Below are 15,784 nucleotides of genomic sequence, written 5' to 3'. Positions count from 1 at the left end.
AATCCTACCAGCGATAGTGAGCAAATGCTTTGTTTGCTTCAGCCATCTTATGAGTGTCTTCACGTTTCTTAACAGCAGCACCAGTGTTGTTAGCTGCGTCAAGGATTTCGTTAGCTAAACGCTCTTCCATCGTTTTTTCTCCGCGAAGACGAGCGTAGTTAACTAACCAGCGAAGTCCAAGAGTCGTACGACGTTCAGGACGAACTTCTACAGGAACTTGGTAGTTCGCACCACCTACACGGCGTGCTTTTACTTCAAGTACAGGCATGATGTTTTTCAATGCTTGTTCGAAAACCTCCATTGCATCATTGCCAGTACGTTCTTTAATGATATCGAATGACTTGTATAGGATTGTTTGAGACTTACCTTTTTTACCATCGATCATCATTTTGTTGATTAAACGAGATACAAGCTTAGAGTTGTAAATCGGATCAGGTAAAACATCTCTTTTTGCTACAGGACCTTTACGTGGCATCTGAATATCCTCCCTTCATCAATTATGCGTATTTTCGTATATTATTTTGCTTTAGGTTTTTTCGTACCGTATTTAGAACGGCCTTGTGCACGGTTTTCAACTCCAGCAGTATCAAGCGCACCACGAACGATGTGGTAACGTACCCCTGGTAAGTCTTTTACACGTCCGCCGCGGATAAGTACAACACTGTGCTCTTGCAGGTTGTGACCGATACCAGGAATGTAAGCAGTAACCTCGATTCCGTTAGTCAAACGAACACGAGCATATTTACGAAGTGCTGAGTTCGGTTTTTTCGGTGTCATTGTACCAACACGAGTACATACCCCGCGTTTTTGTGGAGAAGATACGTTAGTGTGCTCTTTCTTAAAGCTGTTGTATCCTTTGTTAAGTGCAGGAGACTTTGAGTTTTCTACTTTACTCACGCGTCCTTTGCGAATTAGCTGATTAATTGTAGGCATGAATTTTTCCTCCCTTCATTACGTTTTATAACCCACATACCCAGGTGGTTCATCAAAAGGCAAAAAACAATGTCTTTACACAAGATGGAATCTTACGCAAAAACAAAAGTACGTTATAAAATAATGGCAACAGCGGCTGCTCCTACCTCAATTCCGCAGGCTTTGCCGAGCTTTTTCATGGATTCAACCATTGAGACAGAGATACCTTGATCTTCAGCAAGTGAAACAACACTTGACGTGAGTATCGGATCTGCGTCTTTTGCAACGACTACTTCCTTTACTGAACCTCGCTTTAGAGCTTTCACTGTTTGCTTCGTACCAATAATAATTGATTTGGCCTGTGATACTTTATCATAAGACATAAACATATCCTCCAAAGTAACAGGTTTATTTCGAGCACCTTGGTTATATTATCATTCTAGGAGACGAATGTCAACAAGGTATGACATTTTTTAGATTCGTTCTTCTCATAGAGTGACTTTTTCATAAATATATCTGCTGAAAGACTGTTTTTGCAGTCTTTCAGCAGCATTAAATCAGTTATTCAACCGGGACCATATCGTCAGTCGGCTGAACATTTGATACTGGTTTTACTTTACGGTATTTCATCATTCCTGTACCAGCTGGAACAAGTTTACCGATGATAACATTCTCTTTCAAGCCGAGAAGCTCGTCACGCTTACCTTTGATCGCTGCATCTGTAAGGACACGTGTTGTTTCCTGGAAGGAAGCAGCAGATAAGAATGAATCAGTTTCAAGAGATGCTTTTGTAATACCGAGTAAGACAGGACGGCCTGTAGCAGGTCGATTGCCTTCAAGCAATACCTTTTTGTTCGCTTCAGTAAATTGGTGAATATCAAGCAATGTACCTGGAAGCACATCAGTGTCACCGGCATCAATCACGCGTACTTTGCGAAGCATCTGGCGAACCATTACTTCTACGTGTTTATCACCGATTTCAACACCCTGCATACGGTAAACCTTTTGAACCTCATGGAGAAGATACTCTTGAACAGTTGTCAGGTCAGTCACTTTAAGAAGTTCTTTCGGATCGATTGAACCTTCTGTCAGTACTTGGCCTCGAGTAATTTTATCTCCTTCCGCTACTTTCAGGCGGGAGTTGTAAGGTGCCGTATAAGAACGTGTTTCCACTGCGCCTTGAACCACAATTTCCTGTTGCTTATCACGAACTTCATTGATCTCAACGACTGTACCGTCGATTTCTGTAATTGTTGCCTGACCTTTCGGATTACGCGCTTCGAAAAGCTCTTGGATACGCGGAAGACCCTGTGTGATATCGTCTCCGGCAACCCCGCCTGTATGGAATGTACGCATTGTTAACTGTGTACCAGGCTCACCGATTGATTGGGCAGCAATGATTCCGACAGCTTCACCGACTTCAACATCGGAGCCAGTTGCAAGATTTCGGCCATAGCATCGTTTACATACACCATGAGGCGTATTACATGTGAAGGCAGAACGGATCCACACTTCTTCAATGCCGGCTTCGACAATCTCCAGTGCTTTATCTTCATCGATCAGTTCGTTTTCATTCACAAGCACTTCACCTGTTTCAGGGTGCTTCACTTGTTTTCTTGCAAAACGTCCGATTAAGCGTTCTTCTAAGCGCTCAATTGTTTCAGTTCCTTCTTTAAGAGGCTTAGCAAGAATGCCTCGGTCAGTTCCGCAATCAGTTTCACGGATGATAACATCCTGCGCAACGTCAACGAGACGGCGTGTAAGGTAACCTGAGTCAGCAGTTTTAAGAGCGGTATCGGCAAGACCTTTACGCGCACCGTGTGTGGAGATAAAGTACTCCAATACTGTCAGACCTTCACGGAAACTTGATTTGATCGGCAACTCAATGATACGTCCAGCCGGGTTGGCCATCAGGCCGCGCATTCCGGCAAGCTGCGTAAAGTTAGATGCGTTACCACGGGCACCAGAGTCACTCATCATGTAGATCGGGTTGAGTTCATCAAGTGATTTCATCAGTTTGCCTTGGATAACGTCTTTTGCAGCACTCCAGATAGAGATGACTCTCTCATAGCGTTCTTCTTCAGTGATAAGACCGCGGCGGAACTGCTTCATAACGTTGTCAACTTTGCTTTGCGCTTCTTCAAGAATTTCTTGTTTATCATCGAGTACGACGATGTCAGAAACCCCAACTGTAATACCAGCTTTTGTTGAATATTTGAAACCTAGGTTTTTCATGCGGTCAAGCATTTTAGACGTTTCCGTAATATGGAATCGTTTAAAGATTTCCGCGATGATTTTACCCAGAATGCCTTTTTTAAACGGCGCATTGATTGGCTGCTGTGCGATAACAGCTTTAACGTCAGCACCTTTTTCTAAGAAGAAACGGTCAGGTGTTTTCTCTTCAATGTTGCTCTTCGTTGGTTCATTCATGTAAGGGAATGATTCCGGAAGAATTTCATTGAAGACAAGCTTACCGACAGTTGTAATTAACAATTTTGAGCGCTGTTCTTCGGTAAATGTCACATTCTTAAGTGAGTTAGCTGCAACAGCTACTCTCGTATGAAGGTGAACATATCCGTTTTGATAAGCAAGAAGCGCTTCGTCTGTATTCTTGAAGACCATACCTTCACCGACAGCACCGGCACGCTCAAGTGTCAGGTAATAGTTACCTAGTACCATATCCTGAGACGGTGTTACAACCGGTTTACCATCTTTAGGGTTCAAGATGTTTTGAGCAGCAAGCATCAAGATGCGTGCTTCAGCTTGTGCTTCAGCAGATAATGGTACGTGAACCGCCATTTGGTCACCGTCAAAGTCAGCGTTGTAAGCTGTACATACGAGCGGGTGAAGACGGATTGCGCGTCCTTCAACAAGCGTTGGTTCAAACGCCTGGATACCTAATCTGTGAAGTGTAGGGGCACGGTTCAGCAGTACCGGATGCTCCTTAATAACTGATTCTAGTACATCCCAAACTTCAGGCTGTACGCGCTCAATTTTGCGTTTCGCACTCTTAATGTTGTGAGCAAGACCTTTTTCAACAAGTTCTTTCATAACGAAAGGTTTGAAAAGTTCAAGCGCCATTTCCTTCGGTAATCCGCATTGGTACATTTTCAAATGAGGACCAACAACGATTACAGAACGTCCGGAGTAATCAACACGTTTACCAAGAAGGTTTTGACGGAAACGGCCTTGCTTCCCTTTCAGCATGTGAGAAAGAGATTTTAACGGTCTGTTACCAGGACCTGTTACAGGGCGTCCGCGGCGGCCGTTGTCAATTAGGGCATCGACAGCCTCTTGAAGCATACGCTTTTCGTTTTGAACGATGATGCTAGGCGCACCAAGGTCCAAAAGGCGTTTCAAACGATTGTTACGGTTGATGACACGACGATAAAGGTCATTCAAATCAGAAGTCGCAAAACGACCGCCATCTAGCTGAACCATCGGTCTAAGCTCCGGAGGAATAACAGGAAGCACATCAAGGATCATCCAAGAAGGCTTGTTTCCTGAGTTACGGAAGGCTTCTAAAACTTCAAGACGTTTGATCGCACGAGTACGGCGTTGTCCTTGTGAAGTTTTCAGCTCTTCTTTTAACATATCAACTTCTTTTACAAGATCAATATCTTGAAGAAGTTTATGAATTGCTTCAGCACCCATAGATGCTTGGAATTTATTACCGTATTTATCAAGATAAGCACGATATTCTTTCTCAGACAGAAGCTGTTTCTTTTCAAGCGGTGTATTCGCCGGATCAGTTACAACGTAAGAAGCAAAGTAAATGACTTCTTCTAAAGCACGAGGTGACATATCCAGCACAAGACCCATACGGCTTGGAATACCTTTGAAATACCAAATGTGGGAAACTGGGGCAGCCAGTTCAATGTGCCCCATTCTCTCACGACGGACTTTAGCCCGTGTTACTTCGACTCCGCAGCGGTCACAAACTACGCCTTTATAACGAACTCGCTTGTACTTCCCGCAATGACATTCCCAGTCCTTAGTCGGTCCGAAAATGCGTTCGCAGAATAGACCGTCCTTTTCAGGTTTTAACGTACGATAGTTTATCGTTTCAGGCTTTTTCACTTCACCAAAAGACCATGAACGGATTTTATCTGGTGAAGCAAGACCGATGTTCATATACTCAAAATTGTTCACATCTAGCAAGGGGCCTACCTCCCTTTTTATCTTCGGATTAACCGATGTCACTTGCCTTTATAACTAGAGATTATTCTTTTGTTACTACATCGCGTTCAACGTCTGCAGATGCTGTTTCTTCCGGCTCTTCATCACCTGATAATGCCAGGCCGTCAGCTTGTTTCGCATCTTCTTCGTCTTCTAAATCTCTCATTTCTATTTCTTCTTCATCACCAGAAAGGATTTTGACATCCATACCTAAGCTTTGAAGTTCTTTGATTAATACTTTGAATGATTCCGGAACACCTGGTTCAGGAACATTGTCGCCTTTAACGATGGCTTCGTATGTTTTCACACGTCCAACCACGTCATCAGACTTAACAGTCAGAATTTCTTGAAGAGTGTAAGCCGCACCGTAAGCTTCAAGTGCCCAAACCTCCATCTCACCAAAACGCTGTCCGCCAAATTGCGCTTTACCGCCAAGAGGCTGCTGCGTAACAAGTGAGTAAGGGCCTGTAGAGCGTGCATGAAGTTTATCGTCAACCATGTGAGCCAGTTTGATCATGTACATGATACCGACAGATACACGGTTATCAAACGGCTCTCCAGTACGTCCGTCGTAAAGCACTGTTTTGGCGTCACGAGACATGCCGGCTTCTTCAAGTGTTTCCCAGACATCCTCTTCTCGCGCTCCGTCAAATACAGGAGATGCAATGTGAATGCCAAGGTAACGAGCGGCCATACCCATGTGAAGTTCCAATACCTGCCCGATGTTCATACGTGATGGTACGCCCAGCGGGTTAAGCATGATATCAATTGGTGTGCCGTCAGGAAGGTAAGGCATATCCTCTTCAGGAAGAATCTTAGAGATAACACCTTTGTTACCGTGACGACCGGCCATTTTATCCCCTTCAGAAATCTTACGTTTCTGAACGATATATACGCGTACTAACTGGTTAACACCTGGAGGAAGTTCGTCTCCGTCTTCACGGTTGAAGACTTTAACGTCATGGATAATTCCGCCGCCGCCATGAGGCACACGAAGAGAAGTATCACGAACCTCGCGGGCTTTCTCGCCAAAGATGGCGTGAAGAAGGCGTTCTTCGGCAGTCAGTTCAGTTACGCCTTTAGGCGTTACTTTACCAACAAGAAGATCTCCGTCTTTTACTTCTGCCCCAATACGGATGATTCCGCGGTCATCAAGATTGCGAAGCGCATCTTCACCGACGTTTGGAATATCGCGAGTGATTTCTTCAGGTCCAAGTTTCGTATCACGTGCTTCTGATTCGTATTCTTCAATGTGGATAGATGTATAAACATCATCCTTCACTAGGCGTTCACTCATGATGATGGCATCCTCATAGTTGTAGCCATCCCACGTCATGAAGCCGACCATTACGTTACGGCCAAGTGCAAGTTCACCAAGCTCCATAGAAGGACCGTCAGCAAGGATTTCTCCTTTTACCACTTCATCGCCGACACTTACGATCGGACGCTGGTTGTAGCACGTACCTTGGTTAGAGCGGACAAATTTCAGCAGGCTGTATTTATCCAGGTTTCCTTTTACTTTTTGACCGTCTACTTCTTCATAACGGCGAACCCAAACGTTTTTGGCTTCTACGCGTTCAACGATACCAGGGTGTTTACAAATAACAGCGGCACCAGAGTCTTTTCCTGATACGTATTCCATACCAGTTCCAACAAATGGCGCTTCCGGCTGCATCAAAGGCACAGCCTGACGCTGCATGTTCGCTCCCATGAGGGCACGGTTGGAGTCATCGTTTTCTAAGAACGGGATACATGCTGTCGCAGCAGATACAACCTGCTTAGGCGATACATCCATGTAGTCTACACGATTTCTGGAAACAACGGTGTTCTCCCCGCGGAAACGAGCTACGATGCTGTCATCAATAAAGGCGCCTTCGTCATCAAGACGAGCATTCGCTTGAGCGACAACATAGTTATCCTCTTCATCAGCAGTTAAGTAATCGATTCTGCCCGTTACCTTCCCTGTTTCAGGGTCAACGCGGCGATATGGCGTTTCAATAAAGCCAAAACGGTTTACTTTTGCATAAGATGATAGTGAGTTGATCAAACCGATGTTCGGGCCCTCAGGCGTTTCAATCGGACACATACGGCCATAGTGGGAGTAGTGAACGTCACGCACTTCCATTCCGGCACGCTCACGTGTCAATCCGCCCGGTCCTAATGCTGACAGACGACGCTTGTGCGTTAATTCAGCAAGCGGGTTCGTCTGATCCATGAATTGAGAAAGCTGTGAGCTTCCAAAGAACTCTTTAATGGACGCAATAACAGGACGAATATTGATCAGCTGCTGAGGCGTAATTGTATTCGTATCTTGAATTGACATTCTCTCACGAACCACACGCTCCATACGGCTTAAACCGATACGGAATTGGTTCTGAAGAAGCTCGCCTACAGAACGTAAACGGCGGTTTCCAAGATGATCGATATCATCTGTGTCGCCTACTCCGTGCAGCAAGTTGAAGAAGTAGCTGATTGAAGAAATAATATCAGCAGGCGTGATGTTTTTAATCTCTTCTTCGATGTAAGCATTGCCGATTACATTAATAACCTGTTCTCCTTCTTGATCAGTCGGAGCAAAGATTTTAATTGATTGAAGAGTCACTTCATCTTCAACAACGCCGCCATTCGGATACAGCTTTCTAAAACCGATTCCGTTTTCTAAGTATGGCAGTACTTTATCAAGTGTTCTTCTATCAAGAATCTGGCCTTTTTCAGCAAGGATTTCTCCTGTTTCAGGATCAACAAGCGTTTCAGCAAGTCTCTGATTGAAGAGGCGATTCTTAATATGAAGTTTTTTATTAATTTTATAGCGTCCTACATTGGCAAGATCGTATCGTTTCGGATCAAAGAAACGAGAATCAAGCAAGCTTTTCGCATTTTCTACTGTAGGCGGCTCTCCAGGACGGAGACGCTCGTAAATTTCCAGCAACGCTTTGTCACTGTTTTCTGTGTTATCTTTATCAAGCGTATTTCGCAGGTATTCGTTTTCTCCTATGAGATCAAGAATCTCTTGATCGGAGCCGAAGCCGAGAGCACGCAAAAGAACCGTAACCGGCAACTTACGTGTGCGATCAATGCGGACATAAACAACATCTTTCGCATCAGTTTCGTATTCTAACCATGCGCCACGGTTTGGAATGACAGTTGCGGTAAAACCTTTTTTACCGTTTTTGTCTACTTTACCACTGAAATATACACTTGGAGACCGAACAAGCTGGGAAACGATAACACGTTCCGCACCGTTAATGATAAAAGTACCTGTATCTGTCATAATAGGGAAATCACCCATGAAGACATCTTGGTCTTTTACCTCTCCAGTTTCTTTGTTAATTAAACGAACCTTCACTCTTAGCGGAGCTGAGTAAGTCACATCACGTTCTTTTGATTCCTCTACAGGATATTTAGGCTCACCTAAACTATAATCAATGAACTCAAGAGAGAGGTTACCAGTGAAATCCTCAATTGGTGATATGTCTTGAAACATCTCTCTAAGACCCTCATCAAGAAACCACTGATAAGAAGAGGTTTGAATTTCAATGAGATTTGGTAATTCTAACACTTCGCTAATGCGAGCATAGCTTCTGCGCTGGCGGTGTCGTCCATACTGAACTAGTTGACCTGTCAACTGATTCACCCCTCAAATCATGCGTATTATATGTGTAATAAGCATTTCTTCCAAAGAAAGAAAATACTTTTACAAGACAAAAGAAAAAAGGGTTTCTAATTAAGAAAACCACATCCAAAAACAAATACCGATTTTATTAGCATTTCCATACTTGTATAATTTATACATAGATATTGACAATTCATCATATCAAGCAAAATATATACATTGGCATTTTACAATATTAACATAGTTAAAATACCGAGTCAAACTTTTTTTGCTTTTATGATATAATAGCCTTTCTTTTTTTGAACGACGGAAACTTCATCGAACAGTTCCTCGAGCTTTTCAATGGCAGAAGGCGCGCCTTGCTTTTTCTGTATGACGATCCACAATTCACCTGAAGCTTTTAAGTGTTCAGCGCTTTTCTCAAAGATAGCATGGACAACTTTTTTTCCGGCTCGGATTGGGGGATTTGTAAGAATAGAAGCAAATGTTTGAGCAGAATCAACGTTTGAAAACAAATCGCTTTGATAAATCTTAACGTTTGTTATTCCGTTCTGTTCCGCATTTTCATTTGATAGTTCTACGGCTCTCTCATTAACGTCAATCATGTGGATAGTCCGGTCTTTAAAGTCGCTGGCGAGCGATAAACCAATCGGGCCGTACCCGCAGCCTACATCCAAAATGCCGCCCTCAACCTCAGGCTCTTCAAAAGAATCAATCAGCAGGCGGGAGCCGAAATCAACTTCTTTTTTAGAAAAAACCCCGCTGTCGCTGGTAAACGTGAAATCTTTATTCCGAAGCCTAAAAGACCAGGTTTGCTTGTTGCTTTTTACTGAAGGTTTTTCTGAATAATAGTGCTCACTCATTATTAGAACCTCCTTTTTTCATGGCTTAAAGAATGGCAAAGAAAAAGCTCGCCTCATAAAAGCGAGCTTCCCCTACAGGTAAGTGAAGATTACTTAACTTCTACAGAAGCGCCAACTTCTTCAAGTTTAGCTTTAAGCTCTTCAGCTTCTTCTTTAGCAATACCTTCTTTAAGTGGTTTTGGAGTGTTGTCAACAAGTTCTTTAGCTTCTTTCAAGCCAAGACCAGTGATTTCACGTACAACTTTGATAACTTTGATTTTTTGAGATCCTGCACCAGCAAGGATAAGATCGAATTCACTTTGCTCTTCAGCAGCTCCGCCTGCAGCAGCTCCGCCAGCTACAGCTACAGGAGCAGCAGCAGTTACGCCAAATTCTTCTTCGATTGCTTTTACTAGGTCGTTCAATTCAAGTACAGTTGCTTCTTTAACGGAAGCAATGATTTCTTCGATATTTAAAGCCATTTGTAATTCCTCCATTTTGTTTTAATTTATGAAAAACTGATTAGATTAAGCGCCTTGTTCTTCCTTTTGTTCTGCCACAGCTTTTGCAGCAAGAGCAAGGTTACGAACTGGAGCTTGAAGTACGCTAAGCAACATAGAAAGCAAGCCTTCGCGTGATGGAAGTTCAGCAAGAGCTTTCACTTCTTCAACAGTAGAAACTTTACCTTCGATAACGCCAGCTTTGATTTCAAGAGCTTCGTGATTTTTAGCGAAGTCATTAAGAACTTTAGCCGGAGCGACAACATCTTCAGTGCTGAATGCGATCGCGTTCGGTCCAGTTAAGAAATCATTCAAACCATTAAGCTCAGCTTGTTCAACCGCACGGCGAGTCATCGTATTTTTGTAAACTTTGAACTCAACGTTAGCTTCGCGAAGCTGTTTACGAAGTTCAGTTACTTCAGAAACGTTAAGTCCGCGATAGTCAACGATGATCGTTGATTTACTTTCTTTCAGTTTAGAAGCAATTTCTTCAACAACAACTTTTTTTGTTTCAATTGCGCTGCTCATGGTTACACCTCCTGTAGATTCTTGTGTAACACTTATACCGTTAGGTGATCACGACTGAGACGACGGATTCCATATAAAAAGCCTCCATGAGACATGGAGGCTGTATATACAAGCATACGTAACGTAATAGCTGTGATAATATACACCTCGGTAGGATAATTAAGCGGTTAGGCCCCTACTGTCTACGGTATAAATGATATTCTATTTTACAACATTTTGAATAATATCAGAATGTTGATGTCATGTCAATATTATTTTACGTTAAAAGTTGAAGAGTCTACTTTGACACCAGGTCCCATAGTAGAAGTTACAGCAACGTTTTTCACGTAAACGCCTTTAGCTGCAGCAGGTTTAGCTTTAAGGATTGTATCGTACATTGTTGTGAAGTTCTCAACAAGTTTTTCATCCTCGAAAGAAACTTTACCGATAGGAACATGAATGTTTCCAGCTTTATCAACGCGGTATTCAACTTTACCAGCTTTGATTTCGCCGATCGCTTTTTCAACTTCGAAAGTAACTGTACCAGTTTTAGGGTTTGGCATTAAACCTTTTGGTCCAAGTACACGACCGATTTTACCAACTTCACCCATCATGTCAGGTGTAGCTACGATAACATCGAAATCGAACCAGCCTTGTTGAATTTTGTTGATGTAGTCAGTATCGCCTACGAAATCTGCACCAGCAGCTTCAGCTTCTTTCGCTTTTTCGCCTTTCGCGAAAACGAGAACGCGCTGAGTTTTACCAGTTCCGTTTGGAAGCACAACTGCTCCACGGATTTGCTGGTCGTTTTTACGAGGGTCAACCCCTAAACGGAAAGCCACTTCAACTGTAGCGTCGAATTTAGCTGTGTTTGTTTTTTTAACGAGAGCTACTGCTTCAGAGACGTCGTAAGCTTTAGAACGGTCTACAAGCTTAGCAGCTTCAACGTACTTTTTACCTTTTTTAGCCATTTTAAAATTTCCTCCTTATGTGGTTATAGCGGAATAACCTCCCACGAATAAGGGTTGCGAACTTGTTAAAACTCGCAACCCGACAAGAAACAAATTAATCCTCGATTACAATACCCATACTGCGGGCAGTACCTTCAACCATGCGCATTGCCGCTTCAACGTCTGCTGCGTTTAAGTCAGGCATTTTCGTTTCAGCGATTTCGCGTACTTTATCGCGCTTAACAGTTGCCACTTTATTACGGTTTGGTTCACCAGAACCAGACTCAATTCCAGCTGCTTTTTTAAGCAATACTGCAGCAGGTGGAGTTTTTGTAATAAATGTAAATGAACGGTCTTCGTAAACCGAAATTTCAACAGGAATGATTAAACCAGCTTGGTCAGCTGTACGAGCGTTAAACTCCTTACAGAATCCCATGATGTTAACACCGGCTTGACCAAGTGCAGGTCCAACTGGTGGTGCTGGGTTAGCTTTTCCAGCAGGAATTTGCAATTTTACAACTTTAACTACTTTTTTAGCCACGAGACACACCTCCTTAAGTCCGTGATGTGGTAATAGGGTAAACCCTCCCACTCAAGGTTTCATTCTTTATATGAATGACGAAATATCATGCTAGTTGCCTTGGATAAGTCCAAGACGTACCTTTGCTATATTATCATTTATATATAGCAATTTCAAGTTTTTTCACATTACAATTTATCGATTTGGGTAAATTCCAGCTCAACCGGCGTTTCACGGCCAAACATATTAACGAAAACTTTGACCTTGCTTTTATCATAATCAATCTCTTCAATTGATCCTGTAAAGTTAGCAAAAGGTCCGTCTATTACTTTCACTGTCTCTTTCAGTTCAAAGTCAATATCAGTTTTTCGTTCATCCATGCCCATTCTCTTCAGAATGGTTTCTGCTTCGCCCGGAAGAAGCGGCGTCGGTTTTGAACCTGACCCGGCAGATCCTACGAATCCAGTAACGCCCGGCGTGTTGCGGACAACATACCAAGAGTCGTCTGTCATTACAATTTCAACAAGCACATAACCAGGGAATACTTTCTTTTTCACGACTTTTTTCTTGCCGTTTTTGATATCTGTTTCTTCTTCTTCGGGTACGACTACACGGAAAATTTTATCCTGCATCCCCATTGATTCAACACGTTTTTCCAAGTTGGCTTTTACTTTATTCTCATAACCAGAGTACGTGTGAACAACATACCAATTCTTTTCCATTCTATTCAGGACTGTCCAGTCCTTCCCTCCCCGCATTTGGTTTTAGTGAATTACCATAACGCTTCAAAAAATAGGCGGCAAGCCTATGATAACTTTCATTTTAAGCCACAATAAAAAACCCGCTGAACGGGTTTTGGCAAGTAATATTATGATCTATTATAGCACGTATTGCTGATCATTATTCAACTATTAAACGAATTAATTGAGAAATTCCTGTGTCAAGGAGGGCAAAAAAGATAACAAAAAAGATAACTGTTGAAATTACCGTAATGGTATAACGCGTTAACTCTTTTCCTTTAGGCCAGCTTACCTTTTTCATTTCTTTCCCAACATCTTTAAAGAATTTCATAATACGCATGTAAAAGACCTCCACAATTTAAAAGCGCAAAAACTATTTTGTTTCAAGATGAGCTGTATGTGAATTGCAAGTACTGCAGTATTTCTTTACTTCTAATCGCTCAGCCGCTGATGCAGAGCTCTTCATTGTCGTATAATTACGGTTTCCGCATGTCTTGCATGCTAACGTAATCTTTTTTCTCATGTCATTACACCTTTTTCTAAATAGACATTAGTTCTTATCTTTAGTAACATATCATAGTCAGAAAAATACTGTCAATATAGCATAAATTCCTATTACAAACTGATTTCGCGAATTTCCAAGTACTTCTCCAGCTTGCGTTTCACACGCTGAAGGGCATTGTCGATCGATTTCACATGTCGGTTCAGTTCATCAGAAATCTCTTGGTAACTTCTCCCGTCGAGATATAAGACGAGTACTTTTCTCTCTAAATCACTTAATAGTTCTCCCATTTTCATTTCAATATCATCAAATTCTTCCTGATTAATGATCATTTCCTCAGGATTTAAGGTTTTCGCTCCTGAAATGACATCCAGCAGCGTTCGGTCTGATTCTTCATCAAAGATCGGTTTATCTAATGAGACGTAGGAATTCAAAGGAATGTGTTTCTGGCGAGTAGCTGTCTTTATTGCGGTAATAATTTGGCGGGTAATACATAATTCTGCAAAAGCTTTGAATGAGGTAAGCTTGTCCTCTTTGAAGTCACGAATAGACTTATAGAGGCCTATCATGCCTTCCTGAACAATATCCTCTCTGTCCGCCCCTATTAAGAAATAGGATCTTGCTTTTGCCCGAACAAAGTTTCGGTACTTCGTAATCAAGTAATCTAACGCATCACTGTCCCCAACATGAACCTTTTCAATGACCTGCTCGTCCTCCAACTGGCAAAACTGCTCTTTGTTGAATTTTCCCTTGTTGTTCTGTAGATTCACTCCGATCCCCCCGGCGCACGTAGATAGAAATATTATACAGTATTGGGCAAAAAAGCGTCAACTTAATCTAAGTCTCCCCGCCTCCACTTTTCAAACGTTTTCAAAACCTCTTCCGATAAAGCAATTTTACCCGCCGGCTTTTCGGAAGTGATTTTTCTTACCCGTCTCTCTATTCGCCTTTCAATCGTTTCTACCTCTCTCAAAAGCTCCCGGGCCGATTTTCGCAATGCCCCCTGTCCGAAAATCGCCCACTGCTCAGTATAGTCAGAGGTCGCAACGTGAATTTGAGTCGCAATATTATTCAAAGCCTGAGCGAGCTTTTCTATCCGCTCATCAGCCGTCTCATTTTCTTTTGTAAAAATTACTTCAACTCTATGGTTGGTCTGTTTTTTCTCAAGCCCTTTTACGAGATGCGCGTCAAAAACAACAATAACCCTGTTTCCTGTATACGATTGATATTCCGCCATTTTCTGAATCAGTACGTCTCTCGCCTCTTCAAAACTGTTCGCTTTTAAATCCTTCAGCTGCGGCCAGGCTCCAATCATGTTGTACCCGTCTACTAACAGGATATCCATGGGTCTTTATTCTCCCAGAGGATTTCGTTTCCGGTAGACTTCATACATCAAAAGACCAGCCGCGACAGATGCATTTAGTGAAGTTACCTTTCCGGCCATCGGGAGTTTAATGAGAAAATCGCACTTTTCTTTCACAAGGCGGCCCATCCCTTTTCCTTCACTTCCGATGACTAGAGCCAAAGGCATATTGCCGTCCATATTACGGAAATCCTCACGCGCGGACGCATCCGTTCCGACAACCCAGATTCCCCGCTCTTTCATCTCTTCTAACGTCCGTGCCAAATTGGTGACTCTTGCTACAGGAATGTGCTCAATTGCTCCTGTTGAAGCTTTTGCCACTGTTGTTGTCAGCCCGACAGCTCTCCGTTTTGGAATGACGATGCCATGAGCGCCGACCGCATCTGCTGTCCTCATAATGGAACCAAGATTATGAGGGTCTTCAAGCTCGTCCAGAATGAGGAAGAAAGGCTGTTCATTTTTTTCTTCGGCTGCTTTATATAAATCGTCCAGTTCTGCATATTCATACGCTGCAACCTGTGCCACTACGCCCTGATGCTGTCCTGTCACCATTTGATCGAGTTTTTTTCTCGGGACGTATTGAATCGTGATTCCCTGCTTTTTGGCAAGCTCAATCACTTGCTGTGCTTGTCCCTTTACGGTGTTTTCCGCCATCCACAGCTTATACAGCTTCCGATCAGATTTTAACGTCTCGATCACTGCATTTTTCCCTATGACGTAATCATGTTGCTGACTCATTTGTTTTCCTCCCTGACGTCCCGAATTGTATAGCTTCGGCTACGAGCTGACTAAGTCGTTCCTCTTTTTTCTCTAGAAAAAGGTAGCCCAGAAGCGCTTCAAATGCTGTACTGTAGCGGTACGTCTGAACATCTGTATTTTTAGGTGTTGTCCCTGACTTGGCATTTCTGCCTCTTTTCAGCACCGCTTCCTCTTCTTCCGTAAAAAATGATTGATTCTGCAGAAAAAATAGGATCTCAGCCTGTGACTTTGCTGAAACAATCCGGCTTGATTTCTTATGAAGATCATTTGGTTTGGTAAAGCCCTGCTTAAGCAGGTGATGCCTGACATACACTTCAAAAATGGCATCACCTATATAAGCAAGCGCAAGACCGTTAAGCTGCTTAGAATCTTTTATCGTATCAAATTCAAGCATCTG

At 42.7% G+C, this 15,784-nt stretch carries 17 protein-coding genes and 1 other annotated feature; all 17 genes read right to left on the bottom strand.

Going from position 1 to position 15,784, the window contains the following annotated elements; genetic code table 11:
* Window positions 1–4: 4 nt before the first annotated feature.
* A complete protein-coding gene (rpsG, locus tag bslm_RS00695; protein ID WP_003225784.1) occupies window positions 5–475 on the bottom strand; it encodes a 30S ribosomal protein S7 in 471 nt (156 codons plus the stop codon).
* Between the two features lie 41 nt (window positions 476–516).
* A complete protein-coding gene (gene rpsL, locus bslm_RS00690) occupies window positions 517–933 on the bottom strand; it encodes a 30S ribosomal protein S12 (RefSeq protein WP_003225781.1) in 417 nt (138 codons plus the stop codon).
* A 113-nt stretch (window positions 934–1,046) separates the two neighbouring features.
* Window positions 1,047–1,295, bottom strand: a complete 249-nt coding sequence (locus bslm_RS00685) for a 50S ribosomal protein L7ae-like protein (protein WP_003225778.1) — start codon at window positions 1,293–1,295, stop codon at window positions 1,047–1,049.
* A gap of 178 nt (window positions 1,296–1,473) precedes the next feature.
* A complete protein-coding gene (rpoC, locus tag bslm_RS00680) occupies window positions 1,474–5,073 on the bottom strand; it encodes a DNA-directed RNA polymerase subunit beta' (RefSeq protein WP_004399688.1) in 3,600 nt (1,199 codons plus the stop codon).
* Window positions 5,074–5,134: 61 nt separating this feature from the next.
* Window positions 5,135–8,716: a DNA-directed RNA polymerase subunit beta gene (rpoB, locus tag bslm_RS00675; RefSeq protein WP_009966326.1), complete on the bottom strand. Its 3,582-nt coding sequence runs from the start codon at window positions 8,714–8,716 to the stop codon at window positions 5,135–5,137.
* A 245-nt stretch (window positions 8,717–8,961) separates the two neighbouring features.
* The gene (locus bslm_RS00670; protein WP_003235045.1) at window positions 8,962–9,567 is read right to left on the bottom strand and encodes a class I SAM-dependent methyltransferase; all 606 of its coding nucleotides are present in this window, start codon (window positions 9,565–9,567) and stop codon (window positions 8,962–8,964) included.
* Between the two features lie 89 nt (window positions 9,568–9,656).
* Window positions 9,657–10,028, bottom strand: coding sequence for a 50S ribosomal protein L7/L12 (gene rplL / locus bslm_RS00665; protein ID WP_003156436.1), 372 nt, complete (start codon window positions 10,026–10,028; stop codon window positions 9,657–9,659).
* A 45-nt stretch (window positions 10,029–10,073) separates the two neighbouring features.
* Complete coding sequence (gene rplJ / locus bslm_RS00660) at window positions 10,074–10,574, bottom strand: 50S ribosomal protein L10 (RefSeq protein WP_003235042.1); 501 nt, start codon at window positions 10,572–10,574, stop codon at window positions 10,074–10,076.
* A 65-nt stretch (window positions 10,575–10,639) separates the two neighbouring features.
* Window positions 10,640–10,780, bottom strand: a sequence feature (ribosomal protein L10 leader region).
* 45 nt (window positions 10,781–10,825) lie between these two features.
* The gene (gene rplA, locus bslm_RS00655; protein WP_003235040.1) at window positions 10,826–11,524 is read right to left on the bottom strand and encodes a 50S ribosomal protein L1; all 699 of its coding nucleotides are present in this window, start codon (window positions 11,522–11,524) and stop codon (window positions 10,826–10,828) included.
* A 94-nt stretch (window positions 11,525–11,618) separates the two neighbouring features.
* A complete protein-coding gene (rplK, locus tag bslm_RS00650; RefSeq protein ID WP_003156430.1) occupies window positions 11,619–12,044 on the bottom strand; it encodes a 50S ribosomal protein L11 in 426 nt (141 codons plus the stop codon).
* A gap of 167 nt (window positions 12,045–12,211) precedes the next feature.
* The gene (gene nusG, locus bslm_RS00645) at window positions 12,212–12,745 is read right to left on the bottom strand and encodes a transcription termination/antitermination protein NusG (protein WP_003225764.1); all 534 of its coding nucleotides are present in this window, start codon (window positions 12,743–12,745) and stop codon (window positions 12,212–12,214) included.
* 178 nt (window positions 12,746–12,923) lie between these two features.
* A complete protein-coding gene (gene secE / locus bslm_RS00640; protein WP_004399676.1) occupies window positions 12,924–13,103 on the bottom strand; it encodes a preprotein translocase subunit SecE in 180 nt (59 codons plus the stop codon).
* 33 nt (window positions 13,104–13,136) lie between these two features.
* Window positions 13,137–13,286, bottom strand: a complete 150-nt coding sequence (rpmG, locus tag bslm_RS20270) for a 50S ribosomal protein L33 (protein ID WP_003156421.1) — start codon at window positions 13,284–13,286, stop codon at window positions 13,137–13,139.
* Between the two features lie 92 nt (window positions 13,287–13,378).
* A complete protein-coding gene (gene sigH, locus bslm_RS00635; protein ID WP_003225758.1) occupies window positions 13,379–14,035 on the bottom strand; it encodes an RNA polymerase sporulation sigma factor SigH in 657 nt (218 codons plus the stop codon).
* A 62-nt stretch (window positions 14,036–14,097) separates the two neighbouring features.
* Entirely contained in the window at window positions 14,098–14,610 is a 513-nt protein-coding gene (gene rae1, locus bslm_RS00630) for a ribosome-dependent mRNA decay endonuclease Rae1/YacP (RefSeq protein WP_003235032.1), read from the bottom strand.
* A gap of 6 nt (window positions 14,611–14,616) precedes the next feature.
* Window positions 14,617–15,366, bottom strand: a complete 750-nt coding sequence (rlmB, locus tag bslm_RS00625) for a 23S rRNA (guanosine(2251)-2'-O)-methyltransferase RlmB (protein WP_046380729.1) — start codon at window positions 15,364–15,366, stop codon at window positions 14,617–14,619.
* Entirely contained in the window at window positions 15,350–15,781 is a 432-nt protein-coding gene (locus tag bslm_RS00620; protein WP_004399685.1) for a mini-ribonuclease 3, read from the bottom strand. The genes rlmB and bslm_RS00620 overlap by 17 nt, the downstream gene beginning before the upstream one ends.
* Window positions 15,782–15,784 lie beyond the last annotated feature (3 nt).

The organism is Bacillus sp. LM 4-2 (assembly GCF_000978495.1).
Taxonomy (GTDB): domain Bacteria; phylum Bacillota; class Bacilli; order Bacillales; family Bacillaceae; genus Bacillus; species Bacillus subtilis.
The sequence above is the reverse complement of the archived record's forward strand: the minus strand, read 5'-3'. Positions and strand labels throughout refer to the sequence as shown.